At 61.9% G+C, this 23,899-nt stretch carries 20 protein-coding genes and 1 tRNA gene; 3 read left to right on the top strand and 18 right to left on the bottom strand.

Annotation, left to right across the window (positions count from 1 at the left end; translation table 11 throughout):
• The 4 genes from K5X80_RS11105 to K5X80_RS11120 all read right to left on the bottom strand — a co-directional run bounded on the left by K5X80_RS11105 (nucleotide 1) and on the right by K5X80_RS11120 (nucleotide 7,398).
• Nucleotides 1-3,417 (bottom strand): error-prone DNA polymerase, encoded by a 3,417-nt coding sequence (locus tag K5X80_RS11105; RefSeq protein WP_222557803.1) that lies wholly within the window; start codon nucleotides 3,415-3,417, stop codon nucleotides 1-3.
• Nucleotides 3,417-5,030, bottom strand: a complete 1,614-nt coding sequence (locus K5X80_RS11110; protein ID WP_222557804.1) for a DUF6504 family protein — start codon at nucleotides 5,028-5,030, stop codon at nucleotides 3,417-3,419. The genes K5X80_RS11105 and K5X80_RS11110 overlap by 1 nt, the downstream gene beginning before the upstream one ends.
• A complete protein-coding gene (locus tag K5X80_RS11115; RefSeq protein WP_222557805.1) occupies nucleotides 4,915-5,712 on the bottom strand; it encodes a hypothetical protein in 798 nt (265 codons plus the stop codon). The genes K5X80_RS11110 and K5X80_RS11115 overlap by 116 nt, the downstream gene beginning before the upstream one ends.
• A gap of 108 nt (nucleotides 5,713-5,820) precedes the next feature.
• Nucleotides 5,821-7,398, bottom strand: a complete 1,578-nt coding sequence (locus K5X80_RS11120; protein ID WP_222557806.1) for an amino acid permease — start codon at nucleotides 7,396-7,398, stop codon at nucleotides 5,821-5,823.
• Nucleotides 7,399-7,509: 111 nt separating this feature from the next.
• Here K5X80_RS11120 and panB point away from each other — a divergent pair, with 111 nt between their 5' ends.
• Both panB and K5X80_RS11130 read left to right on the top strand, forming a co-directional pair.
• On the top strand, nucleotides 7,510-8,379 hold the full coding sequence (gene panB / locus K5X80_RS11125) for a 3-methyl-2-oxobutanoate hydroxymethyltransferase (RefSeq protein ID WP_222557807.1): 870 nt from the start codon (nucleotides 7,510-7,512) through the stop codon (nucleotides 8,377-8,379).
• A 53-nt stretch (nucleotides 8,380-8,432) separates the two neighbouring features.
• Nucleotides 8,433-9,488 carry a DUF475 domain-containing protein gene (locus K5X80_RS11130; RefSeq protein WP_261390506.1) on the top strand — a complete coding sequence of 352 codons (1,056 nt, stop codon included), beginning with the start codon at nucleotides 8,433-8,435 and terminating at the stop codon, nucleotides 9,486-9,488.
• 167 nt (nucleotides 9,489-9,655) lie between these two features.
• Here K5X80_RS11130 and K5X80_RS11135 read toward each other — a convergent pair whose 3' ends face one another.
• From K5X80_RS11135 to thiE, 10 genes are all read right to left on the bottom strand, one after another.
• Nucleotides 9,656-11,476: a tetratricopeptide repeat protein gene (locus K5X80_RS11135; RefSeq protein WP_222557808.1), complete on the bottom strand. Its 1,821-nt coding sequence runs from the start codon at nucleotides 11,474-11,476 to the stop codon at nucleotides 9,656-9,658.
• The gene (gene prsR, locus K5X80_RS11140) at nucleotides 11,460-12,824 is read right to left on the bottom strand and encodes a PEP-CTERM-box response regulator transcription factor (RefSeq protein ID WP_222557809.1); all 1,365 of its coding nucleotides are present in this window, start codon (nucleotides 12,822-12,824) and stop codon (nucleotides 11,460-11,462) included. Before prsR ends, K5X80_RS11135 begins: the two co-directional genes overlap by 17 nt.
• A complete protein-coding gene (prsK, locus tag K5X80_RS11145; protein ID WP_222557810.1) occupies nucleotides 12,824-14,935 on the bottom strand; it encodes an XrtA/PEP-CTERM system histidine kinase PrsK in 2,112 nt (703 codons plus the stop codon). The genes prsR and prsK overlap by 1 nt, the downstream gene beginning before the upstream one ends.
• Complete coding sequence (locus tag K5X80_RS11150; protein ID WP_222557811.1) at nucleotides 14,935-16,320, bottom strand: TIGR03013 family XrtA/PEP-CTERM system glycosyltransferase; 1,386 nt, start codon at nucleotides 16,318-16,320, stop codon at nucleotides 14,935-14,937. Before K5X80_RS11150 ends, prsK begins: the two co-directional genes overlap by 1 nt.
• Nucleotides 16,321-16,452: 132 nt before the next feature.
• Nucleotides 16,453-16,698: a hypothetical protein gene (locus tag K5X80_RS11155; protein ID WP_222557812.1), complete on the bottom strand. Its 246-nt coding sequence runs from the start codon at nucleotides 16,696-16,698 to the stop codon at nucleotides 16,453-16,455.
• Between the two features lie 255 nt (nucleotides 16,699-16,953).
• Nucleotides 16,954-17,038: transfer RNA gene (locus tag K5X80_RS11160), tRNA-Leu, on the bottom strand.
• 61 nt (nucleotides 17,039-17,099) lie between these two features.
• A complete protein-coding gene (locus K5X80_RS11165) occupies nucleotides 17,100-17,891 on the bottom strand; it encodes an inositol monophosphatase family protein (RefSeq protein ID WP_283249164.1) in 792 nt (263 codons plus the stop codon).
• Nucleotides 17,892-17,970: 79 nt separating this feature from the next.
• Complete coding sequence (locus K5X80_RS11170) at nucleotides 17,971-18,390, bottom strand: hypothetical protein (protein ID WP_222557814.1); 420 nt, start codon at nucleotides 18,388-18,390, stop codon at nucleotides 17,971-17,973.
• 2 nt (nucleotides 18,391-18,392) lie between these two features.
• Nucleotides 18,393-18,956: an elongation factor P gene (efp, locus tag K5X80_RS11175; protein WP_222557815.1), complete on the bottom strand. Its 564-nt coding sequence runs from the start codon at nucleotides 18,954-18,956 to the stop codon at nucleotides 18,393-18,395.
• Nucleotides 18,957-19,055: 99 nt separating this feature from the next.
• On the bottom strand, nucleotides 19,056-19,679 hold the full coding sequence (gene thiE / locus K5X80_RS11180) for a thiamine phosphate synthase (protein ID WP_222557816.1): 624 nt from the start codon (nucleotides 19,677-19,679) through the stop codon (nucleotides 19,056-19,058).
• 77 nt (nucleotides 19,680-19,756) lie between these two features.
• Between thiE and K5X80_RS11185 the strand changes: the two genes are divergently transcribed.
• Nucleotides 19,757-20,140, top strand: coding sequence for a hypothetical protein (locus K5X80_RS11185; RefSeq protein WP_222557817.1), 384 nt, complete (start codon nucleotides 19,757-19,759; stop codon nucleotides 20,138-20,140).
• 18 nt (nucleotides 20,141-20,158) lie between these two features.
• Here the strand turns inward: K5X80_RS11185 and K5X80_RS11190 are convergent, their stop codons facing one another.
• From K5X80_RS11190 to gap, 4 genes are all read right to left on the bottom strand, one after another.
• Entirely contained in the window at nucleotides 20,159-21,064 is a 906-nt protein-coding gene (locus K5X80_RS11190; protein WP_222557818.1) for a fructose bisphosphate aldolase, read from the bottom strand.
• Nucleotides 21,065-21,173: 109 nt separating this feature from the next.
• Entirely contained in the window at nucleotides 21,174-21,596 is a 423-nt protein-coding gene (locus K5X80_RS11195) for a VOC family protein (RefSeq protein WP_222557819.1), read from the bottom strand.
• A complete protein-coding gene (locus tag K5X80_RS11200) occupies nucleotides 21,593-22,792 on the bottom strand; it encodes a phosphoglycerate kinase (protein WP_222557820.1) in 1,200 nt (399 codons plus the stop codon). The genes K5X80_RS11195 and K5X80_RS11200 overlap by 4 nt, the downstream gene beginning before the upstream one ends.
• 93 nt (nucleotides 22,793-22,885) lie before the next feature.
• Nucleotides 22,886-23,893: a type I glyceraldehyde-3-phosphate dehydrogenase gene (gene gap, locus K5X80_RS11205; RefSeq protein WP_222557821.1), complete on the bottom strand. Its 1,008-nt coding sequence runs from the start codon at nucleotides 23,891-23,893 to the stop codon at nucleotides 22,886-22,888.
• Between the last annotated feature and the right edge of the window lie 6 nt (nucleotides 23,894-23,899).

Genomic DNA, 23,899 nt, shown 5'->3' on the forward strand with positions numbered 1-23,899 from the left:
TCAATGGAAATCGCGAGAATTGGGAATGATCCGCGCATTGCGGGGATGCCCGCGATGGGGCCCCGCATCGAAGCGCCTGCCCGGCAAAGGGCGTTCCACATGATCGGGCCGGTCCATTTCCGGGACGAGCAGATCCTCGGACAGGCGATGCAACTGCTCCGTCGCATCCACCAAGTGGGTGGCGATCACATGGATCACACCCTCATCATATTCGACCCGGCCACGTACTTCCATCAGCCGCGCGCCCATCACGACTTTGCGGAACCGCTCCATCACATGGGGCCAGATGACGATGTTGGCGATACCGGTTTCATCTTCCAGAGTGATGAAGCACACCCCTTTCGCCGATCCGGGGCGCTGACGGATCAGCACCACCCCGGCGATGCGGACGGAGGAACGCTGCTTGCAACGGAGCAAATCGGCGCAGCACAGGAAACCCCGTTCGTCTAGAAAAGAACGCAGAAAAACAAGCGGATGCGCTTTCAGACTGAGGCGCGTGGTCTGATAATCGGCCACCACTTCTTCGGACAATGGCATGGCAGGCAGCACGGCGGCGCTTCTGTCCCCGCCTTCCTCCCGCGTGGCCGCATGGGCAAAAAGCGGCAGTTCCGGCAGAGCGGCAAGGCTGCGCGCATGCCATAACGCCTGCCTGCGCGGGAGGTTCAACGAAGTGAAGCAATCCGCGCTGGCGAGCCGTTCCACATGCGCCGGGGCCAGTTTGGCCCGTTCCTGCAGCTCCCCCGCATCGCGATAGCAACCACCTTGTTCCCTCGCTGCAACCAGCTTTGCCGCCGCGTGCTCGGGAAACCCATCCACCTGCTGCAAGCCCAGACGCATCGCGATCGTGCCATCGGAATGCTTTTCCAGGGTGCAGTTCCATTCGCTGTGGTTCACATCGGCGGGCAAAACTTCCACCCCGTGTTCGCGCGCATCGCGCACGATCTGTGCCGGGGCATAGAAGCCCATCGGCTGCGAATTGAGCAAGGCCGCAGCGAAAGCCGCCGGATAATGGCACTTGAGCCAACTGGAAACATAAACGAGCCGGGCGAAGCTGGCCGCATGGCTTTCAGGAAAGCCATATTCGCCGAACCCCTTGATCTGATTGAAACAGCGTTGGGCGAAATCGGGATCGTAGCCGCGATCGACCATCCGGCCAACCATCAGTTCCTCCAGTTCGTCCACCATCCCGCGCGAACGGAACGTGGCCATCGCCCGGCGCAACCTGTTGGCTTCATCCGGCGTGAATTCCGCCGCCACCATGGCAATTTTCATCGCCTGTTCCTGAAAGATCGGCACACCGAACGTGCGTTGCAAAATGGCCTGCAACTCATCCGGCGGGCCCTTGTCAGGGGATGGACCAGGCAAGACGATAGGGCCCCCTTGCTTGCGCCGCTTGAGATAGGGGTGCACCATATCGCCCTGGATTGGCCCCGGCCGGACGATTGCCACCTGCACCGCCAGATCGTAGAAGCATTTCGGTTTCAGCCGGGGCAACATGCTGATCTGCGCGCGGCTTTCCACCTGGAACACGCCGAGGGAATCCCCCCGGCACAGCATGGCATAAACCTCCTCATCGCCCGCGGGCACAGTGGCGAGAGTCAACACCCGCCCATAATGCAGGGCCAGCATATCGAAGCATTTGCGGATGCAGGTGAGCATGCCGAGCGCCAGCACATCCACTTTCATGATGCCCAGTTCATCGATATCGTCCTTGTCCCATTCGATGAAACTGCGATCGGGCATAGCCCCGTTGCCGATCGGCACGAGTTCGCTCAACAACCCTTCCGTCAGGACAAAGCCGCCGACATGCTGCGAAAGATGGCGCGGCATGCCGATCATCTGTTCGGCCAGTCTGATCACCCGGCGCAGATAGGGATCGGCCAGATCCAGCCCGGCTTCCGCCACCCGCTTGTCCGGCATATCCCCGCCGTAACTGCCCCAGACGGTGCGGGCGAGCGCGCCGGTCACATCCTCGCTCAATCCCATGGCCTTGCCGACTTCGCGGATTGCCATGCGCGGCCGGTAATGGATCACCGTGGCGCACAGGCCCGCGCTTTTCCGGCCATAGGTTTTGTAGATGTGCTGGATCACTTCCTCGCGCCGTTCGTGCTCGAAATCGACATCGATATCGGGCGGCTCGTTGCGTTCCGCCGAAATAAAGCGTTCGAACAGCAGTTCCTGCTCCGCCGGATCGACCGCAGTGATCCCGAGGCAGAAACAGACCGCCGAATTCGCCGCCGAGCCCCGCCCCTGGCACAAGATTTGCGGGTCCAGCCCCCGCGCGAAATCGACGATTGTCTTAATGGTAAGGAAATACTGCGCCAGCTTTTGCTTCCCGATCAGCGCCAGTTCCTCGCGCAGGGCCTTGTCCACTTTGGCCGGTATGCCTTCCGGATAGGATTGGGCGGCGCCCTCCCATGTCAGCACTTCCAGATGCTGCTGTGCGCTACGTCCTTCGGGATAGGTTTCCTTCGGATATTCGTAGCGCAGATCCGTGAGATCGAACTGGCAGGCATCCGCAATCTGCCGGGCGGCGGCAATCGCATGCGGCCAGCGGGCAAACAGGCGCACCATTTCCTCCGGGCTTTTCAGATGCCGTTCGGCATTGGCGTGAAGCAGGTGCCCCGCCCGGGCGACTGTGGTCTTGTGGCGGATCGCGGTCATCACATCCTGCAACGGGCGGCATTCCGGCGCATGATAATGGACGGCGTTGGTGGCCAGCAGCCCCAGCCCATGCGCCCGGGCGAGAGCATCAAGCCGCTCAATCCGTGCCACATCGTCCCCGCGATAGGCATAGCTGGCGGCAATGTGCCCCAGCCCCGGCAGGTGACGCACCAGATGCGGCAGCAAAGCCTCCAGATCGCCGCTGCAATCGCCCCCGGCAAGCGGACTGCCATCCAGTGCCACGACATTGGGCCGCAGGTCCGGCAGAGTAAAGGCATGGGTCAGGTCGTCCGGCGGCAGCAGGATCAGATGCACGCCATCCGTATGTGCGGCGAGCATAGGGAGCGAAATATCGCACACACCCTTGGTCTGCCATCCACCTGCCAGATCGTGCATCCGCCCGGCTGAAATCAAACGGCACAGGCGGCCATAGGCGGCCCGATCTTGCGGATAGGCGAGGAAGGCCAGCCCTTCGGCCGTTTCGATCCGGCAACCGATCACCGGCCGCAGCTTCCATGCTTTCGCTTCTTTATGCAGGCGCACCACGCCCGCCATGGTGTTGGCATCGGCGATTCCGATCGCATCATAGCCCAGCGCCCATGCGGTGCGGGCCAGGTCGTCCGCCTGCGACGCGCCGCGCAGAAAGGAAAAGCAGCTCATCACCCCCAGTTCGACGAACGGAGCGCGTTCCGGGGTGACGATACGGCCCTGATCGGGGTGCTGCGGGCGAGTGCGCACGATTTTATCGGGCATCAGGCGAACAACCCCTGCAGGAACCACAGCGGCGCCCCGCCCCGCCCATCGCCCGCGATGCCGTGGCGATAGATCCAGTACCGGCGCCCAGCCCCGTCCTCGATCCGATAATAATCGCGCAGCCGCACCGGCCCGCTTTCCCGCCACCATTCGGGCGCGATCCGTTCCGGCCCTTCGACCCGGGCGACATCGTGCACCTGCCCACGCCAGCGGAACCGGCGCGGCAGGCCATCAGGCGTGGCATAGAGCACGGCAATCGCCTCTGCCCGGTCGAGCAGCTTGAGCGGCCTTGTCGGAACGGCCTCCCCGCCCGGATTATCCGGAGGTGGATCGAATGCCCCCTGCCAATGCTGGGCACGTTCCGGCACATGGCTGGCATAGGGCACCGGGCGGCGCACCGCACCCGGGCCGAGCCGCGTGCTCAACCGGTCGATACAGACTGCCAGACTGGTGCCTTGCCGGACCGCCCGGCCCGCTTCCAGTTCGCTCTGGCCCAGAGACAGATCCTCCACCCACAGCGCCTGCAACCGCATCAGTTCGATCCCGAAACCGGCATCCACATCATCCAGCCTGTTCGCCAGCAGGCGGACGATATGCATGGGATCGCGCGTGGCGGAAGCCAGTTCGAGATGGCGCAGGATTACCAGTCCATCCACCCGCCACAGGGCCAGTTCCAGACGCCTGCCGCCTTGCCTGCGCGCTTCCAGTTCGCGCGCCAGATCGTCTGCGCAATCGGCCACCACCTGATCCAGCAGGGGGCGATGGCGGATCGGTTCCATCAGTCGCCGCTGCGCCATCGGCCGGTCTGGCGCAACGGCGGGCAGCAGAGGTTCCGCCGCATGCCCCAATATCTGATCGAGCCGCAGCAGCGGATTGGCCGAAGCTGTCACACGGTTGCGAAAGCGGCGTTGCAGGGCATCGCGGTCGATCGGATAGAGATCGCCTACCCGCTTGAGCCCAAGGCGCTGGAGAACCAGCAGCACATCGGGATCGAGCCGCAGCGCAGCCACCGGCAACCGGCCCAGCAACGTTCGCAGTTCCTCCCCCGAAGGAAGGAGTGCCGATTGCCTGTGTCCTTCCCCAAAATGAGCGGCAGCCCATGCCGCACCCGCTGTCGGGGCAATGGCCAACCGCACGCTCAATCCCTGTCGATCGAAACAGGTGGCGGCCTCTTGCAGCAGGCGCTCCTCCCCTCCGAACAGATGGGCCCCGCCGGTAATATCGACCAATAAACCATCGGGTGGGTCGATCACACTCCACGGCCCCCAGCGCTGCGCCCACAGCGCCAGACGGCCGAGGAAAGCGGCATCACCCGCCGGGTCGGCCGGGGCTGTTCGCACCTGCGGGCACAGACTGCGGGCATCGGCCAGACGCATTCCTGCATGGACACCGGCAGCAAGAGCAGCATCGTTGACCGCTTCGATCCGCAGGCCATGCGCGGTTTCGGTTATCAGAGCGAAAGGCGCCGCATCGGGGCCTTCGCCTTTCCCGCAATTTTCAGAATGCCGCCAGCGTTCGATCGCCAACCGTGTCAACCAGATCGCCAGAATGCGGCGGGATGTCCGGTTGATCGGCAGGGATCGCGCGCCCGGCGGCGAGACTTTGCCCATCATCGCGCAGATTCCATTCTCCTGGTTTGTAGCCACGGGCGCGAAACAGTTCGGCCCGCCATTCGGACTGGCCGGGCGCCCGCTCGTCCCAGCGTGCGAGGCGCGAAGGGGCAGAACGGATATGCCAGCGCATCCGCGCCGAACCGAGATCGCGCACGGCATCCAGCCTGATCAGGTAAAGCGGCACCCCATGGCGTTCCGCCATCAGCGACAGTCGCCGCGATGCGGTGAACGTCAACGCACGCGGGTTGCCCGCCAGTTCCCCGATCACGCAGGCCAGATCGCGGCACCGCACCCCTTCCTCCAGCGCAAACAGTGCGTCCGCAGGGGTCTCGGCGGCAACATGAATGACATGGCCCCGCATGGCCCGGGGCAGCCCCGGCCAGTAAGGCCGCCCCGACAGGCGCATGGCTTCACGATCCTGCACCCAGAGCACTGACTGCAAGCCTACAGTGGGCCTCTCGTTCCGGTTCATACCGGGCGCTTCAGCCATCGCGCGCAACCCGTCGAGTGCCAAGGCCATGGCCGCCGCAACACCGCCACCATCGGCAGCAGACGCGAATATCTCGTTATGGCAGGAAGGGCGCAGGCCCGGCCGCCAGTCCGCTCCGGCGGCACCGGCGCCCGCCAGCGGCATGGCGCCCCCTTTGCCCCACACGGCATTTCGAATGCTCTGACCGTTCATGTTCTCATTATGTTCCATTCATGAACTCATGGCAAGCAGCCTGTTGAAGCCTGAGCCCAACAAAAAAGGGCCACCGTTACGGTGGCCCTTTGACGCTTTTACCTCGGCTCAATCGCGGCCGCGGTCGGCGATTCCGGGGATATCCGGTTCCAGATCGGCATATTCGGGCTCGTGCACTTCGGTCAGCCCGCGTCCCACATGGCTGCGCGCACGGGCGTAGCCGAAATAGACCAGCAGGCCGATAATACCCCAGCCCGGGAGGACGACCATCGCCGCCACCGGCAAATTGAGGAACAGGAACACACAACCCACGATCGTCGCCGGAGCGATCAACCACAAGAGCGGGGCCCGGAACCTGCGTGGCAGGCCGGGCATGCGATGGCGCAGGATCATCGCGGCAGTCGCCACCATGGCGAACGCATAGAGCGTACCGGCATTGGAAATATCCGCCAGCTTACCCACCGGCAGGAACGCGGCGGCCACCGCCACGACCGCACCGGTGATCGCGGTGACAACATAGGGCGTTTTCCACTTGGGATGCACACGGGCCAGCCTTTCGGGCAGCAGCCCGTCACGCGCCATGACGAAGAAGATACGGGTCTGCCCGAACAGCAGGATCAGGATAACCGAAGGCAGCGCGACGAACGCGGCGATGCCCACCAGATTGCCGACCGTGCTGAAACCGATCACGCGCAGCACATGAGCCAGCGCCTCGTGCGAGCAGACGAGCCGATCCTGGAATTCGGGCAGCGCGCATTGCCGCGCGAGTTCGGCCGACCCGGCAGGCCACGGCACTCCATCCGGCCCCATGATCGGCTGCCCGCCGATCGCGCCCACAGCCCCGGCGGAAACGATGATATAGAAGGCCGTGCAGAACAGCAGCGAACCGACCAGCCCAATGGGCACATTGCGTTGCGGGTTCTTGGTTTCTTCGGCTGCGGTCGAAACCGCATCGAACCCGACATAAGCGAAGAACATTGTGGCGGCAGCCCCCACCGCCCCCACACCCGTCCCGAAACCGCCAAAAACGCCAGCGGGAAGGAAGGGGTTGAACCGTTCGAGTTCGGCCTGCGGCAGAGTGAGGACGACGAAAGCGGTCAACGCCGCGATCTTCACCGTCACCAGCACGGCGTTGAACCATGCGCTTTCGCGCGTGCCCAGAATGAGCAGCCAGGTCACCAGCAGCGCAATAACCAAGGCCGGCAGATTGATCAGCCCGCCCGGCGCGCCGCCCAGCATCAGCGGGCCCGCGCTCAGCCATATCGGCAGGTGTATACCGAAGAATTCCTTGAGTATGGTCCCCGTGAAATAACCGGACCATCCGACCGAAACCGCGCTGGCCGCCACCGCATATTCGAGGATCAGCGACCACCCGACCGTCCACGCCAGCAATTCGCCCAATGTCGCATAGGTATAGGTGTAAGCGGACCCCGCGACGGGCAGAATGGAAGCGATTTCGGCGTAGCAGAGCGCGGCGACGATGCAGATCGCCCCGGCGATGGCAAAGGCCAACAGCAACCCCGGCCCGGCTTTCTGCGCGCCGGAAGCCGTCAGCACGAAAATGCCGGTGCCGATGACACAGCCAATCCCGAACAGCATAAGTTGAAATCCACCGAGCGAACGATGAAGCGATTTCTTTTCGGCTGTCGCAATAATCGCTTCCAGCGGTTTCACTCGTGCGAACATATATCTCCCCCGGCAGAACCGTAGGGATCGAAAGTGAACCGGCCCGATTTGATTGGCAAGTGCTATTGCCAGCCCTTCCCCAGCCCTGATCGAGCGTCTAAAGGACATCCCATGTCCACGACTTTCCAGATCGACACGGCCACGAGCCGCGCCAACCCGACCCCGGCGCCGCTCCGCCGCCTGACTGTCCCCGCGATCCGCGCGCGCAAGCAGGATGGCGTCACGCAGGAACCGATTGTGATGCTGACGGCCTATACGGCGCGGCAGGCGCAATTGCTCGATGCGCATTGCGATATGCTGCTGGTGGGGGATTCGCTCGGCCAGGTCATTTATGGCCTGCCTTCGACCATTCCCGTCACGCTGGAGATGATGGCCAATCATGCCGCCGCCGTGGTGCGCGGCAGCTTTCATTCGGTGATCGTGGTCGATATGCCGTTCGGCAGTTACGAACAGAGCCCGCAGCAAGCTTTCGAAAGCGCGACCTACCTTCTGAAAGCCAGCGGCGCGGCGGCGGTCAAGCTGGAAGGCGGTGAAGCTATGGCCGAAACCGTGGCTTTCCTTAACCAACGCGGCATTCCCGTCGTCGGCCATGTCGGGCTGACTCCGCAGGCGGTGAATGTGCTCGGCGGCTACATGGCACGCGGGCGCAGCGATGCCGAAGCGGAAAAGATCGTCAACGATGCGCGCGCCCTGGATGAAGCGGGCTGCTTCTCCATCGTCGTCGAAGGCGTGGTCGAACCGATCGCCATTGCAGCGACCAGGGCGGTCTCCTGCCCCACTATCGGCATCGGCGGTTCGGCGCAGTGCGATGGGCAGGTGCTGGTGACCGAGGACATGCTGGGCATGTTCGAACGCGTGCCGCGCTTCGTGAAACGCTATGAAAAAATCGGTGAAATCATCGAGGCAGCGGCCGTCCGCTATGCCGAAGAAGTCCGCAGCCGCGCTTTTCCCGGCCCGGAACAGACATACCAGCCCAAATAACGGCCCTTACCCGTACTCTCCCAAGCCACCCTTTCAGGAAAGGCACACTGCACGTGTTTCGCTTCTTTCGCGGATCATTCATCTTCACGATCATCTGCCTTGCGCTCGGCGCGTGGTATGGCTGGAGCACCACCGGCAGCCTGGAAGCCACGGCCCAGATTCTGTGGATCGTTACGGTTCTGTCTATTCTCGAAATCTCGCTCAGCTTCGACAACGCGGTGGTCAACGCCACCGTGCTCGAAGACATGGACGAAGTCTGGCAGAAGCGCTTCCTCACCTGGGGTATCGCCTTTGCCGTTTTCGGCATGCGTGTGATCTTTCCGCTTGCAATCGTGGCTATCGCGGCGGGCATTGGCCCGATGGAGGCTTTGCACCTGTCGCTGAACAAGCCGGCGGAATACGAACGGATCGTTTCCTCCGCGCATGTCGGTATTGCCGGATTTGGCGGCGCGTTCCTCGCGATGGTCGGGCTCAAATTCTTTTTCGATGCCGATAAGGAAGTGCACTGGATCAGCGTGATCGAGAAACGGCTCTCCGGCATTTCCGCGGTCAAATCGGCAGAAATCGGCATTCTTCTGCTGGCGCTGTGGGGCATTTCCAGCCTGCTGGAAGCCGAAGAAGCGCTGACGTTCCTGATCGCCGGGATTCTCGGCATCGTGACATTCATTTCCGTCGAAGCGATCAACACCTGGCTGGAACTGCGCGATGCCCAGCGCAAGCTGGCAGGGGCCGCAGTGCGTTCGGGGCTCGGCGGATTCCTTTATCTCAACGTGCTCGACGCCTCGTTCAGTTTCGACGGAGTCATCGGTGCCTTCGCGCTGTCAAACAACATGATCGTTATTGCCCTCGGTCTCTCGATCGGCGCATTCTTTGTTCGCTCGATGACGATCATGCTGGTGAAGAAAGGCACGCTGGCGGAATACGCGTTCCTCGAACATGGTGCGTTTTGGGCGATTATCGCGTTGGGCACGATCATGCTCCTGTCCGCGCGTTTCCATATTCCCGAAACCATCACCGGGCTGATCGGCGCGGCTCTGATCGGCATTTCCCTGTGGTGGTCGATCCGCGCCAATCGCAAGGAGGCCTTGACAGCGCCAGCCACACCTTGATGGCGCCCATCAGTTGTGGCTGAAAGGGCACAGTCGCGCGCGATCAAAAAAAGTTTCGAGCGAATGGTTGTCAACCACAAGTGATCGATGCATACCGCTCTCCAGTTTGGGAGAGGAGGAAAGAGCGGCACGTAGAGGCCGCTCTTTCTTTTTGTGCCATCGCCGTCTCAGTGATCCCCCGCGATCCGGGCCGCCTTGTCCAACAGAGCCTGCGCGACGGCGTTGCCTTCTCCATCGCTTTTCCACAGCACCCGGCCCGCAACAAACGCCAGTTCGCTGTTCAAGCGCTGCATACGATAGGCTTGTACGGCGTTGCGGCGTGCCGTCCCCGCATCCCCGGCCTGCAACGCGAGGAAAGCATACTGCGCCCGGCTGCCAGGATCGTGATCTGCCACGCCCACGGCGAACGCACGGCCATAGAGCCTCATGGCGCCTTTCACATCGCCCTTGCGCGCGGCGAGATCCGCAGCCCAATCGGCCACTTGGCCATCAAGCGGATGTTCGCGCAGATAATCATGCAGCAGGGCGGGAATCCGCGCTGTATCGCCTGAGCGGGTCAGTGCCGTCGCCATCCGCGCCAGCAACAGGCGTGTATATCGCACTTCCGCAGCCTGCCGATAATGCTGCAAAGCCTCGGCATAAGCTGCGTTGGCCATAGAGGCGTCGCCCGCAAGGACATGGACATCGGCCGCACCGGGAAAACGGGTCACGATCTGGTTGGCGAGCGTGACCGCCCGCGTGCTCTCCCCGTTTGCGATAAGCTGGCGGATCATGGGAATGGCGTTGTCTGCCCGCCCGGGATCGGCCCGCCAGCGCGATTCCAGCACTGACACTGGAAGGCCTGTAGCGATCGGCACCAGACGCGATGCCTGTTGCGGCGCTGCGGCGCGATCGAGGAAGCTCGCCGCTTTCCCGCGGTCGCCCAGCGCTTCATAAGCGCGGCCGACCAGCGTGAGCAGATAGGCAGATGCCCCTTCGTCCTCTGCCATGGGCGCGAACCGTGTCACGACTTCCCGCATCTGCCCCGCCTGATAAAGCGTGCGGGCCAAGAGGAGCGGCGCCATGCGATTGTCGGGCTGGCGCTGCCACAAGCGCTCGAACAAAGTCGCAGCCGTGCCAAAGTTTCCCGCACGGTATTCCAGCACGCCGTTCAGCAGAATGGCCGAGGAGACATCACGCAGCGGATCGCCCGCCCGTACCATCAGGCGGCGGGCAAGATCGACCTTGCCCGCTCGTGCCGCCAGGACAGCCTGCAGATAGAACGCCCGGGGATTGCGCGGTTCAAGACCGATCATCATCCGGGTGACGGCGAGCATGTCTTTTGCCCGGCCCACTTCGCCCAGCGTGGAGGCATAGTGGAACAACACTTCGGTGTCCTTCGGTGCCAGCAGATGCGCCCGCGCGAACCACGGCAAAGCCGCCACCGGGCCAACCGCATCGCGCACGATCTGCCCCTGAAACGACAAAGCGGCGACATTCTCCGGATCGAGCCGGACCGCTTGGCGTACGGCAGCAATCGCTTGCACCTGTTCACCCGCGCGATACCGCAATTGTCCGATATCCACCCACAGCGCGGCGCTATTCGCATCGATCCGCAAGGCCCGTTCGAAAGCGAGGCTGGCAGCCGCCAGATTGCCTTCCTCCATTTCGATCTGGCCGAGCATACGGAAGCCATATGCCTGATCACCGGGGGCGAATTGCCCTGGGGCAAGCCAGTTGCGCGCGAGAGCGAGATTGCCTTGCAACATTTTCGCCTCGCCCATCGGGGCTGCGATAACGCTTCTCTCCGCACCCGCATCCAGCGCCTGACGCAAGGCCACTTCCGCCGCGATGCCATCCCCCCGGATCAGAGCGGCGCGCGCCGTTTTCAACTGCGCGGAAACATCCGAGGCGGCGAGACCTGCCGTGGCAGACACCACGCCTAGCAGGCTGATACACAGCGCAAACCCGCGTCTCCGCCAGTTGTTACCGTCAGACCTGAAGATCATATTGCTTGAGCAGATCGTACAGAGTCGGCCGGCTGATTCCCAACATTCTGGCAGTGCTGGAAATATTGCCTTCGCTACGGGCCAGTGCTTGACGGATCACCTTCCGGTCAGCCTGTTCGCGTGCACTCTTGAGATTGAGCGGAAGGCTGTCAGCCTCCGCACCGGCTTCAAGATCGAGATCGGCCGCACAGACCAGCTTGCCATCGGCCATGATCGCCGCGCGTTTGACCCTGTTTTCCAGTTCGCGCACATTGCCGGGCCATGGCCAGGCATCAATGGCCGCCAGCGCATCGGCACTGAAGCCGGCTAGCTGCGGGTTCATATCGCGCGCGAACCGCTTGAGAAACGCCTTGGCGAGCAGTACCGCATCGCCGGAACGCTCCGCCAGAGGGGGGATTTTCACTACAATTTCGGCAAGGCGATAGAACAAGTCCTCGCGAAAGCGCCCATCCGCGATCATCGCTTCGAGATTCTGGTGTGTGGCGCAGACAATCCGTGTGTCGACTTCAATCTGCTTGCGTCCGCCGATCCGTTCGATTGTCCGCTCCTGCAGAAATCGCAGCAGTTTGACCTGCAACGGCAGCGGAATATCACCCACTTCGTCGAGGAACAGCGTGCCACCCTGCGCCTGTTCGATCTTGCCTTCGGTGGTTTTCACCGCGCCGGTGAACGCCCCCTTTTCATGACCGAACAATTCGCTTTCGAGCAGAGTTTCCGGAATCGCCGCGCAATTGATAGCCACGAACGGGCCTGCCTTGCGTCGACTTGCCTCGTGCAGTCCCTTGGCCAGCAGTTCCTTGCCCGTGCCGCTCGCACCCAACAGCATGACCGACACATTGGCGTTCGCCACCCGTTCGATCGTCCGCGCGACCCGTACCATTTCCGGGGCAGCCGTAATCAGACTGCCAAGCACCGTGGCGCTTTCGCCAACCTGGGTCAGCAATCGGCGATTTTCCGCTTCGATCGTGTGGAGATTGAGCGCGCGGCGGACGATCAAACCCAGTTCCTCGATATCGATGGGCTTCTGGTAGAAATCGTAAGCCCCGCGTTCGATCGCCATCAGCGCGCTCTCACGCGCGCCGTGGCCGCTGGCGACGATCACTTTGGTGTCCGGCTTGAGCGCCATGATCTCTTCGAGAACGGCAAACCCCTCACTCGTCCCGTCGGGATCGGGCGGAAGACCGAGGTCGAGCGTAACCACCGGCGGTTCTTCAGCGCGCAACGCGGCGATGGCCGATGCGCGGTCTCCGGCGATCACCACGTCAAAATCGTCATAGGCCCATTTGAGCTGCGCTTGCAGGCCTGCGTCATCTTCGACAATCAGCAGTTTGGGTCTTTCGTCAGCCATCATGCGACCTCAGTCTTGCCGGGTTCCCCTGTTTCGATCGAATTGTCCGTGTCCGCTTTCGGCAACCGGATAAAGAAACGCGTGCCCGCCCCTTCCCGCGATTCCACATCCAGACGGCCGCGCATCATGACGATCAGTTCACGGGCCTCGAACGCGCCGATCCCGAACCCGCCCTGACGTGAGGATACGAACGGCTTGAACAAGCCCGAACGGATGAATTCAGCACTCATCCCTTCCCCCATATCGGCGATTTCGACCATGCCATGACCCGCTTCGTTGCGAACATGCAGAGAGACAGGTGCCCGATCGCGGCTGGCATCGATGGCGTTTTGCACCAGATGGACCAATGCCTGCTCCAGCCCTTCACGTTGGGCCATCACCATGCAGGGCGCGCTTTCGCCCAGCAGCACGGGATAAGTCTGCTCATACTGCGCCGCCACACGCGCCACGCATGCATCGAGCGCCACCGGTTCCAGCTTGTCGCTACCGTGCGATCCATACCTGCCAAGGCGCACTAGGAGCGTGTTGAGCTTGTCTGCGCTGTTGCGCAAAGTGGTCAGCATATCGGTGCGAAATTCGGGCTTCTCGATATGCCGCTCGGCATTGCGGGCCAGAAGCGAAAGCTGGCTCGCCAGATTCTTGATGTCATGCATGACAAAGGCGATGCGGCGGTTGAACTCATCGAAGCGGCTGGCCTCATTCAACGCTTCTTGCCCGGCATACTCGGCCATATAGCTGGCCAACTGCTGCCCCACCACGCGCAGCAGATCGAAATCTTCCCAATCCAGCTTGCGAACATGCGGCGGGCGGGAAAGGATCACAAGACCGGTCAGCCGCTCGAAATGTTGCAAGGGGATAATCCCCCAAGCTTCCGGATCTTTGAGCAGCCATTCGGGCATGACCTCGGCTTCGCCGCGCAGGTCGATGCCTTCGCGAATATCGTCGAGATTGCAGATAAAGCTAGTGCTGGCAAAGAACCCGGCGCACCGGGCATCCACCGCAATGGCCGGAACGTCGCCTCCCTGCCATTTCCAACGCGCAGCCAGCGTCATCCCCCCATGGCTGTCGGGTATCAACAGCAGCCCCCCCGGACTGTCGGTGATATCGGCCAACGCGCGCACCACGCGTTCATGCAAGGGGGATATTTCAGAGGTGGTGCGGCTGATCGTTCCGGTCAGTCGCAGCCATTCCGCACGATAATCGTAGCGATGCTGAAACAGATGCTTGAGCGTTTTGACTTTCAGCCATCGGCGCAGCCGTTGCGATGGCAGCCACAGCAACGCCACCACGCTGGCAATAAAGAGGAAAGCCACTTGCGTCAGTTTCGCGAGATCGCCGCCAATCCAGGTCAATGACCGCGCGATCACCACCATGGTCAGGAAATAGAGCCCGATCACCACGAGCGAAAGCGTCTGGAACGTCACATCCCGAGACGGCATGAAACGAAGGTCATGTGTGGCCCGGCTCATGCCAACAGCCAGCGGAATGGCGGCGATGGCCAGTGCCACCCCGCGTATGGCCGCCAGTTCCACCTGCACCCCGTTCGCCAGATAGGTGACAGTATAGTAGTTAAGTTCCACCACCCACATGGCGGCGATTGCCGCCGCGGGCCAGCGCAGGTCTGGCTGGCTGGATGTGGACGATCCCGCATAGAGGTTATGTGTCAGCAGCAAGGCCCCGATCACCACGAGAAGATGCAGCACCACTGTTGTTTCAAACGCGAAAATCGGCTTGCCCGCCACGCTGATCAGATAACCCGACGCCGCGAGAAGCACCGGTTGCGCCACTTCCAGCAGAGCAAGAACCATCAGCACCGGACGCACCGGTCGGATCGTCCGATGCCGTCCGTCGCTTTCAAACAAGCGATAAATCAGAAACATCCACCCCAGGTTGCGCAAACTTTCCGCAATCCGAGCCCACAAGGACAAGGGCGTATAAACGGCAGTGATGAGAGCCCAGACCGCGGTAACCGCCAGTGCCAGGCAGGCAGCACGACAGGCCGCATTCGGCTTGTCCCCCCGGCAGACCCAGACGGCAAGGAACGCGCAAACGATCGCACTGCCCAGATGGCTCCAGTATCCGAAAATTTCCCAGAGCGCATAGCCGGACATCAGCGAGCGCCTTCATTCCACAGAATGACGCGCAAAGTCTGCAGCAGGATCAGCAGATCAAGAAAAGGGGTATAGTTCTTCGCATAATAGAGATCGTATTCCAGCTTGTGTCGGGCGTCCTCGATCGATGCGCCGTAAGGATAATTGATCTGCGCCCATCCGGTGATGCCGGGCTTCACCATGTGGCGCTCGGCATAATAGGGAAGCTGCCCTTCCAGATCGGTGACGAAATGCGGCCGTTCCGGACGCGGCCCGACAAAGCTCATCTCGCCTTTCAGAACGCTCCATGCCTGAGGCAATTCATCGATCCGCACCTTGCGAATGAGGCGTCCTATCCGGGTCACGCGGGGATCGTCCTTCTGCGCCCATTTCGCACCGTCCTTCTCAGCGTCGGTGCGCATCGAACGCAATTTGATCAATTCGAAAGGTTCTCCGTAAAGGCCGACTCTGGTCTGCCGGAAAAAGGCAGGACCGCGGCTGTCGATTTTCACCAGCAAAGCGAACAGGAGGATGATCGGAAATGTCAGCAGCAGCAGCACACCGCTTGCCGCAATGTCGAAAGCCCGCTTGGCGATACTGGAAACCATGCGCGCGGACGAGAAACCGTCGGAGAAGATCAGCCAGCTCGGATTGAGCGTATCGAGATCGACGCGCCCGGTCTCCCGCTCCAGAAAACTGGAGAAATCGTTCACATGGACACCGGCCGTCTTGATCCGCAGGAGATCCTTAAGCGGCAGGGCATTGCGCCGTTCCTCCAGCGCCAGGACCACTTCGCTCGGACCGAGATTCTGCACGAAATTATTGAGATCGTTGATCGCGCTGCGGGCAATCGCCTCCTTGATAACGGGATCGGCGGTGCTCATGGCGACATAACCGACGATGACGAAACCGCTGTTGGGCCGTTCGGCAAGGTCGCGCAAACGCAAGGCGCGCCGCCCCGCGCCCAGCACCAGAACGCGGCGGCGAAAAGCGCCCGTGCCCAGCAAACCGCCGACGATTAGCCGGTTGACCAGCAGAAGCGCGATAGCAATGAACATCGTGTAAATCAGCGTGGAACGCCAGAAATCCAGCCCGCGCGCGACAAAATCGATAAACGTAAGCGCAATGACCCCGAGGCTGACTGCGACCAGGATGCGCGCCAGAGCGAAGCGGGTCGAACGCAATGCGTCGGAGCCGTAAACGCCAACCGAAATCATCGCCAGCAGCAGAGTACCGACGAACACGCCGAGCGAAGCGATCCGTTCGGAGGGCGGAGCGACATCTATCGCCAGCTGATGGGCGCGCACATGCCAGGCAGCTTCACCGGCAACGTAAAGCAGTACAAGGTCGATCAGACCAAGCAACAACACCGCATGCGGGATATAATGTTTGAACAGGCGGATCATGTGTTCCTACGGCCATGCTGACGTTGTCGGAACGAGGCATGTAGCAGGTAGAAATAAAATGTCGGTAAATTTTACACAGAAGTTCGCATCGTAAAGTACGCCACGACCGACCGCCCGTTTGTGAGGAATGGATCAGGTGCCGGGCGCTGCGATTGCGCTTTTCCCGGGCGTCTCGACATCCAGAATGATTCCCGGACTCTTGGAATGCGGTTCAGCGGGAAGCAGGCGCGTGTATAACCACACTCCGGCGACCACCACCGACAACACCACACACAGCACCACCCAGCCTGTCAGCGGCGAAAAATTTCGGCCGCTCTTCCCGGCAGGATCGCGCCGGTCGCGTGCGACGCCATCTTCCTGTTGACGATGTTGGTCCATGCCTCGCAGCCTCCACCAAGGATAACGGCGAAGGGACCACCCTCGTTCCGAAAAAGAGCGCAACCCTTATCGATTGAACAGGTAATGTGAGCGAAATGCGACAAAACGAAATGAGGGGCAGGACACCTGCCCTGCCCACCACTGTCGCGATATGGAAGATTAACGATGGGATGCAGCGATATGCCCATCACCCTTGCCAACACCGTGGCAGCATTCCGTAATAGCCAGATCAATGAACAACTTCACGGATTGCTGTGGTGCCCCTGGCCCGACTCGAACGGGCACTTCCGAAGAAACTCGATTTTGAGTCGAGCGCGTCTACCAATTCCACCACAGGGGCACTGTGGGGCGGGCTCTAGCGGGGCATTGCCTCCGCTTCAAGCGCCGCCTGCAATATCTCGTCAGCTTTTCAAGGCACCGGCAACCAGCTTGTGCAGACGCGAATGCAGCGCATCGTTGCCGGCAAGAACCTGGGCAGCGCAAATCGGATCGGACCGTCCGCGCCAGTCGGAGACGAATCCGCCCGCTTCACGAATGAGAAGGCACCCGGCAGCCGTATCCCACGGTTGGAGATTGCTTTCCCAGAAGCCATCGTAACGCCCGGCAGCGACCCAGGCGAGATCCAGCGAAGCCGCGCCGAAGCGGCGGATACCCGCGACTTTGGGCCCGATAGCGCCATAGATCTTGGCCCATTCGTTGGGATCGCCCGCACCCGCGAAGGGGATACCGGTCGCGATCAGCGCTTCATCGAGATGGCGGCGCGAAGACACCCGCAGACGGCCATCGTGCAGCCATGCGCCACGCGTTTTCTCCGCCCAGAACGTCTCGTCCGTAATCGGCTGGTAAATCACGCCAGCGATAACATCGCCCCACCCCTTGCCGTCGAGCCTCGGCTCCTGCGCCGCGACTGAAATCGCGAAATGGGGAATGCCGTGGAGGAAATTGCTTGTCCCGTCGAGCGGATCGATGACCCAGCGCGGCTTGGTCGGATCGCCTTCGATCTCTCCGGCTTCCTCCAGCAGGAAGCCCCAGTCGGGACGCGCCGATAGCAATTCGTCGTACAGCGTACGCTCGGCCGCGCGATCCGCTTTCGACACGAAATCGGCAGGCCCCTTCCGGCTCACCTGCAACTGTTCGACTTCACCGAAATCACGACGAAGACGCGCGCCCGCCTTGCGGGCAGCGCGCTCCATTACTCTTACAAGGCCTGAAACTGCCATGCTGTTCCCTGTTGCCCCCGCAACATAAGCGGAGATTCACGCCCAAAAAGCCTTAACGGCCCTTTTGCGGCGCCGGTTTGGTCGGTGCGGACGCGGCGTTGGCTTCACCCTTCGGAACGGCGCAGACCGCCGCTGCCGCGGCATAGACGTGGTTCGGGTTCTTCGGGTCGAGATTGGTGTTCTCGGCCAGAACCTTGCCGGTGGCGACGCTGATCTGCCTGACCGGATTGTTGTAAAGGCAAGCGACGATTGCACCTTTCTGCTCATTGTTGAGCTGATCGGAATTGAGCGCGCCGGCGAAAGAACGGATGACGATCACACCACGTTGGATGTCTTCCTGGCTGGTGCCGGGTGCGGCGGGCTGCGCCGCAGGCGCCGGGGCAGCGTCCTTCTTTCCCTTGCTTGCAGCGATTGCCATCGACGGAGCAGCCATGACCGACACGGCGGCGGCAAAGAGTATCGTCTTGCGCATTCTCAATCTGCCTTTCTTACATATTCACGAGCATAAACGTCCACGATGATACGTGTGCCGCTTTCGATGTGGGGCGGGACCATGACCCGGACCCCATTGTCGAGAATGGCAGGCTTATAACTGGAACTGGCGGTCTGCCCTTTCACCACGGCGTCGGCTTCAACGATCTGCGCTTCCACCTGTTCCGGAAGCTGGACGCTGATCGGGCGTTCCTCATAGAGTTCGAGCGTTACCTCCATTCCATCCTGCAGAAACGCGGCGGCATCGCCGAGAAGATCCACAGGCAGCTGGAGTTGCTCGTACGTGTCATTGTCCATGAACACCAGCTGATCGCCGTCAGTGTAGAGGTACTGGAAGTCCTTGGTGTCAAGCCGGACGCGCTCAACCGTGTCTGCGCTGCGGAAGCGGACGTTGGTTTTGCGGCCGTCGATCAGGTTCTTCATTTCGACCTGCATGAACGCCCCGCCCTTGCCCGGCTGGGTGTGCTGGGTCTTGGCGACTTTCCAGATGCCGCCTTCATACTCGAGAATATTGCCCGGACGGATATCCACGCCGCTGATCTTCATAAACCGGTTCTTTCGAGAAAATGGGTAATACCTTGCGCGCGGCCCTAGCGGGCGGGCGGGCTTCGGGCAAGATATTCAGCAAGGAAGCTGCGATGGAAATCAGCCTGCCCGGTTGGCAAAGGCGCGCACCGCAGCTGCTTCATCGCCATTCCAGACCGCGCCGCACACTGCGAGGAAATCCGCCCCCGCCTGCACCAGCGGAAGGCAATTTTCAGGGGTGATTCCACCAATAGCGACGCAAGGCAATTCGAACAGCGTCTGCCACCAGGTCAGAATTTCCGGTTCGGCGCGATGTTCGACTTCCTTGGTCGCGGTCGGGAAAAACGCTCCGAAAGCAACGTAATCCGCCCCCGCCTCGCCGCCTTCCATCGCCAGGTGGCGGCTGTTGTGGCAAGTCACTCCGATCTGCGCCTCACGCCCCAGTGCGGCGCGGGCTTCGCGCACATCGCCATCTCCCTGCCCCAGGTGCACCCCGTCCGCGCCCAGGCGTTTGGCCAGCGCAACCGAGTCATTGACGATGAACGCCACGTCGCGTGCCGCACAAACAGCCTGCAACGGCTCCGCAAGGCGGGCGGCCTCATGCTGATCGAGGCCTTTCACGCGAAACTGGAACGCGGTGACAGGCATCGCCGGAAGTTGGGCATCGATCGCCCGAGCAAGCCGTTCGGGGAAATTGCCGCCGACATCAAGCGGCGAGATCAGATAGAGTTGGCAATCGGACATGACACACGCCTCTATCGCTGCAAGCGTCCGCCGCCAAGAGGCTGGAACCAGTCCCGTGCATGAGGCATTATGAGCCCATGCGCAAATTGTTCCTCCTTGCCGCCTGCGCCGCGCTATCCGCCTGCGCCACAACCAAAGACGCCGCTCCGGAAGACGGCATCGCCCGCGCCCGACTGGGTGAGAAAGTCTATGTCGATGGGCCGCATGTGACGCCTCTCGCGCTGCTGGAAGACAGCCGCTGCCCTACAGGCGTTAAATGTGTGTGGGCGGGCCGGGTCAGAATCAAGGCACGGATCGATCTCGGATCGGGCAGCGAGGCACGTGAGTTGACGCTGGGCAAACCTGTTCATGTGGCCGATGGCAATCTCGAACTGGTCGAAGTTACCCCACCCAGAAACAGCGAAGCGGCAGGCTCGCTCAGAGACTACCGCTTCGGTTTTCGCTTCATGGGCGGATTCTGATCCCGCCCCGGCTCGCGATCAGGCCGCGACAGCGACCTTCTTGGTGGAACCCTGGTAGATTTCGTCGATTGCGCTGGCGAGCGAAGCGTTGAATTCGTCATCGCTCATCTGCGCGCGCAGGTCTTCCAGCAGCGCACGGCTGAAGCTGGCGACGATGCCCCGGTTCTTGGCCAGTTCCGCGCAAGCTTCAGGGCGCTTGTAACCGCCCGAGAGCGCCACAACGCGCAGCACTTTGGGATGGTCGACCAGCGGATCGAACAGGCCCGCCTTCACCGGCAGGCTGAGCTTGAGCATCACTTGCGTGCCATCCGGCAGTGCATCGAGATTCTTGAGAATTTCCTCGAGCAGAATCTGGTCGCATTCGGCGCGGGTGTCGCTCTTGATGTTCACTTCAGGCTCGATCATCGGCATCATGCCATGGGCGAGCACTTGCTTGCCCACTTCGAACTGCTGCGCAACGACTGCGGCAATGCCTTCGCGATTGGCCGAATTGATGACCGAACGTTCCTTGGTGCCGAACACGCCAAGACCCTTCGCTTTGGTCAGCAGCGCGTCGAGTTCGGGCATCGGCTTCATCAACTGGACGCCGTTGGCTTCGTCTTCGAGGCCCTTGTCGATCTTGATGAAAGGCACCACGCCCTTTTCGATCAGCGCGGTCGGGGTCTGCTTGCCGTCAACGGTGCCGTCCATCGTCTTTTCGAACAGGATCGCACCGATCACCTTGTCGCCCGTGAAAGCCGGCGAACTGATGATGCGGCTGCGCATCTGGTGAATCAGCGCAAACATCTCGTCGTCGTTGGAATAGGCGTTTTCCTCGATGCCGTAGCCCTTCAGCGCTTTTGGCGTCGAACCGCCGCTCTGGTCGAGGGCCGCGATAAAGCCGTTGCCGTCGCCAATCTTCTTCACCATGTCCTGATGCTGCATTGTCAGCCTGCCTCTTTGCCTAGAATAGTGTTTGAAGGGGCCTTAACCGCCCCTCCTTCCTGCCGCAACTGCGACAACCATATTGCCTGCCGCCGGGGCAACGGCACGGCTATTCCTCTGCACAGCCCGTCTCGGGCGGTCCTTTCAACTCGATCCGGTTGCCTTCAGGATCGAAAATGTAAATGCTCGGCCCGAAACCTTCCGCGCCATAGCGCCGCGCCACCTCCAGATCGCCACAACCGTGCGCGGCAAGATGGGCAAGAAGCGCCGGCTCATCCCAAGGTTCGGCCCGAAAGCAGACGTGATCGACATTGCCCCCGGTGGCGGCAGGCGGCGGGCCGCCCTCCCTGCCCAGCGGCGCGGCGCAATCGACCAGATCGACGAGCGCCGATCCAGCACGCAACTGGACCAGCCCTATATCGTCCACTCTCCGCTCGATCCGTGCGCCGAGAACATCCTCGTAAAAGGCCACCATCCTCACCATGTCCCGCACGCGAAACACGACATGATCGATGGCGGCCAGCCGGATCATTTTTCCAGCGCGGCGACGCCAGGCAGTTCACGGCCTTCCATCCATTCGAGGAAGGCCCCGCCTGCGGTGGAGATGTACGTGAAATCCTGCGCCACACCGGCATGGTTCAAAGCGGCCACGGTATCGCCACCTCCCGCCACGGAAACCAGCGAGCTTTCCTTGGTCAGCGCAGCGGCCGTGCGCGCCAGCGCGACCGTGGCGGCATCGAAAGGTTGCGTTTCGAACGCCCCCATCGGCCCGTTCCACACCAGCGTGCGGCAGGTCTTGAGCACATCGCCCAGCGCTTCGACCGCTTGCGGACCGACGTCGAGAATCATTTCATCGGCGGCCACTTCATGCACGTTGCAGGTGCGCATCGATGGCGGATTGGCCGCGAATTCCTTCGCCACCACCACGTCATAGGGCAGATGCACGGTGCAACCCGCCTTGTCCGCCGCATCCATGATCTTTTCGGCAGTTGCCGCGAGGTCGTGTTCACACAGCGATTTGCCCACATCCACGCCGCGCGCGGCCAGGAATGTGTTGGCCATGCCGCCGCCGATAATCAGGTGATCGACCTGCCCGACGAGATGTTCGAGCACCGCCAGCTTGGTCGAAACCTTGGCCCCGCCGACAACCGCCGCCACCGGCTTTTCCGGACTGCCCAACGCCTTGTCGAGCGCTTCGAGTTCCGCCTGCATCGCCCGGCCGGCATAGGCAGGTAAGATCTGCGCCAGCCCCTCGGTCGTCGCATGCGCACGGTGCGCGGCGGAAAAGGCGTCGTTGACGTAGATATCCGCATTGGCAGCAATCGCCTGCGCGAATTCGGAATCGTTCTTTTCCTCGCCCTTCCAGAAGCGGGTGTTTTCCAGCAGGCCGATATCGCCCGCGCGCAGGATGCCGATGGCCTGCTTGGCCACATCGCCCGCCACTTCGGGAATGAACATCACTTCGCGGCCAAGCACGTTTTCCACCGCGCCCTGCACCAGGCTGAGCGACATGGTCGAATTGCGCTCCCCCTTCGGGCGGCCGAAATGGGCCAGAAGGAGAACCTTGGCTCCGCGATCCGCCAGTTCGAGAATCGTCGGCGCCGAAGCCTTGACGCGGGTGGTATCGGTAACATGGCCGTCCTGCATCGGCAGATTGAGATCGACGCGAACGAGCGCGACCTTGCCGGTGATGTCGCCGAGATCGTCGAGGGTCTTGAAAGCCGTCATATCCGTTTCCGTCCGCGCAGCAGGCGCCCAATATAGAAAAATGGCCCGCCTGCCCTGCACCGTGGCAGAAGCAGGCGGGCCAGATTGCCGTCCTTAGATCAGCTTGCCCATCACGCCGGCCGTATCGACCATGCGGTTGGAAAAGCCCCATTCGTTGTCGTACCAGCTCAGCACCCGAACCAGCTTGCCATCGAGAACCGCGGTTTCGAGGCTGTCGATGGTCGAGCTGTGCGCATCGTGGTTGAAGTCGATCGAAACCAGCGGCTCGTCGGTGAAGCCGAGGACGCCCTTGAGCGGGCCATCGGCAGCAGCCTTGAGCAGCGCGTTCACTTCTTCCACCGTCGTGTCACGCTTCGGCGTGAAAGTCAGGTCGACGACCGAGACGTTCGGAGTCGGCACGCGGATCGCCGAACCGTCCAGCTTGCCCTTCAGTTCGGGCAGCACTTCACCCACGGCGCGGGCGGCGCCGGTGGTGGTCGGGATCATCGACATCGCGGCTGCACGGGCGCGGCGCGGATCGTCGTGGATCTGGTCGAGGATCTTCTGGTCGTTGGTGTACGCGTGGATCGTGGTCATCAGGCCGCGTTCGATGCCGATGGCTTCGTTCAGAACCTTGGCGAAGGGCGCGAGGCAGTTGGTGGTGCACGATGCATTGGAAACGATCAGGTGATCGGCGGTCAGCTTGTCATGGTTGACGCCATAGACCACCGTCAGATCGACTTCCTTGCCCGGAGCCGAAATCAGCACGCGCTTAGCGCCGGCATCGAGGTGCGCCTGGCCGCCCTTGCGGTTGGTGAAGAAACCGGTGCATTCCAGCGCGATGTCGATGCCGTTGGCCGCGTGCGGCAGCTTGGCCGGATCGCGCTCGGCAGTGACCTGGATGCGCTTGCCGTTGATGATCAGATCGTTGCCGTCGACTTCGACCGAACCGCTGAACGGCCCATGGACGCTGTCGCGCTTGAACAGCAGCGCATTGGCCTTGGCATCAGCCAGATCGTTGATCGAAACCAGTTCCAGATCGTGGTCGGTGCGTTCCAGAATAGCACGAGCGACATTGCGCCCGATACGTCCGAAACCGTTGATCGCAACCTTCGTCGCCATGTACTA

It is taken from the genome of Caenibius sp. WL, assembly GCF_019803445.1.
Lineage (GTDB): Bacteria > Pseudomonadota > Alphaproteobacteria > Sphingomonadales > Sphingomonadaceae > Caenibius.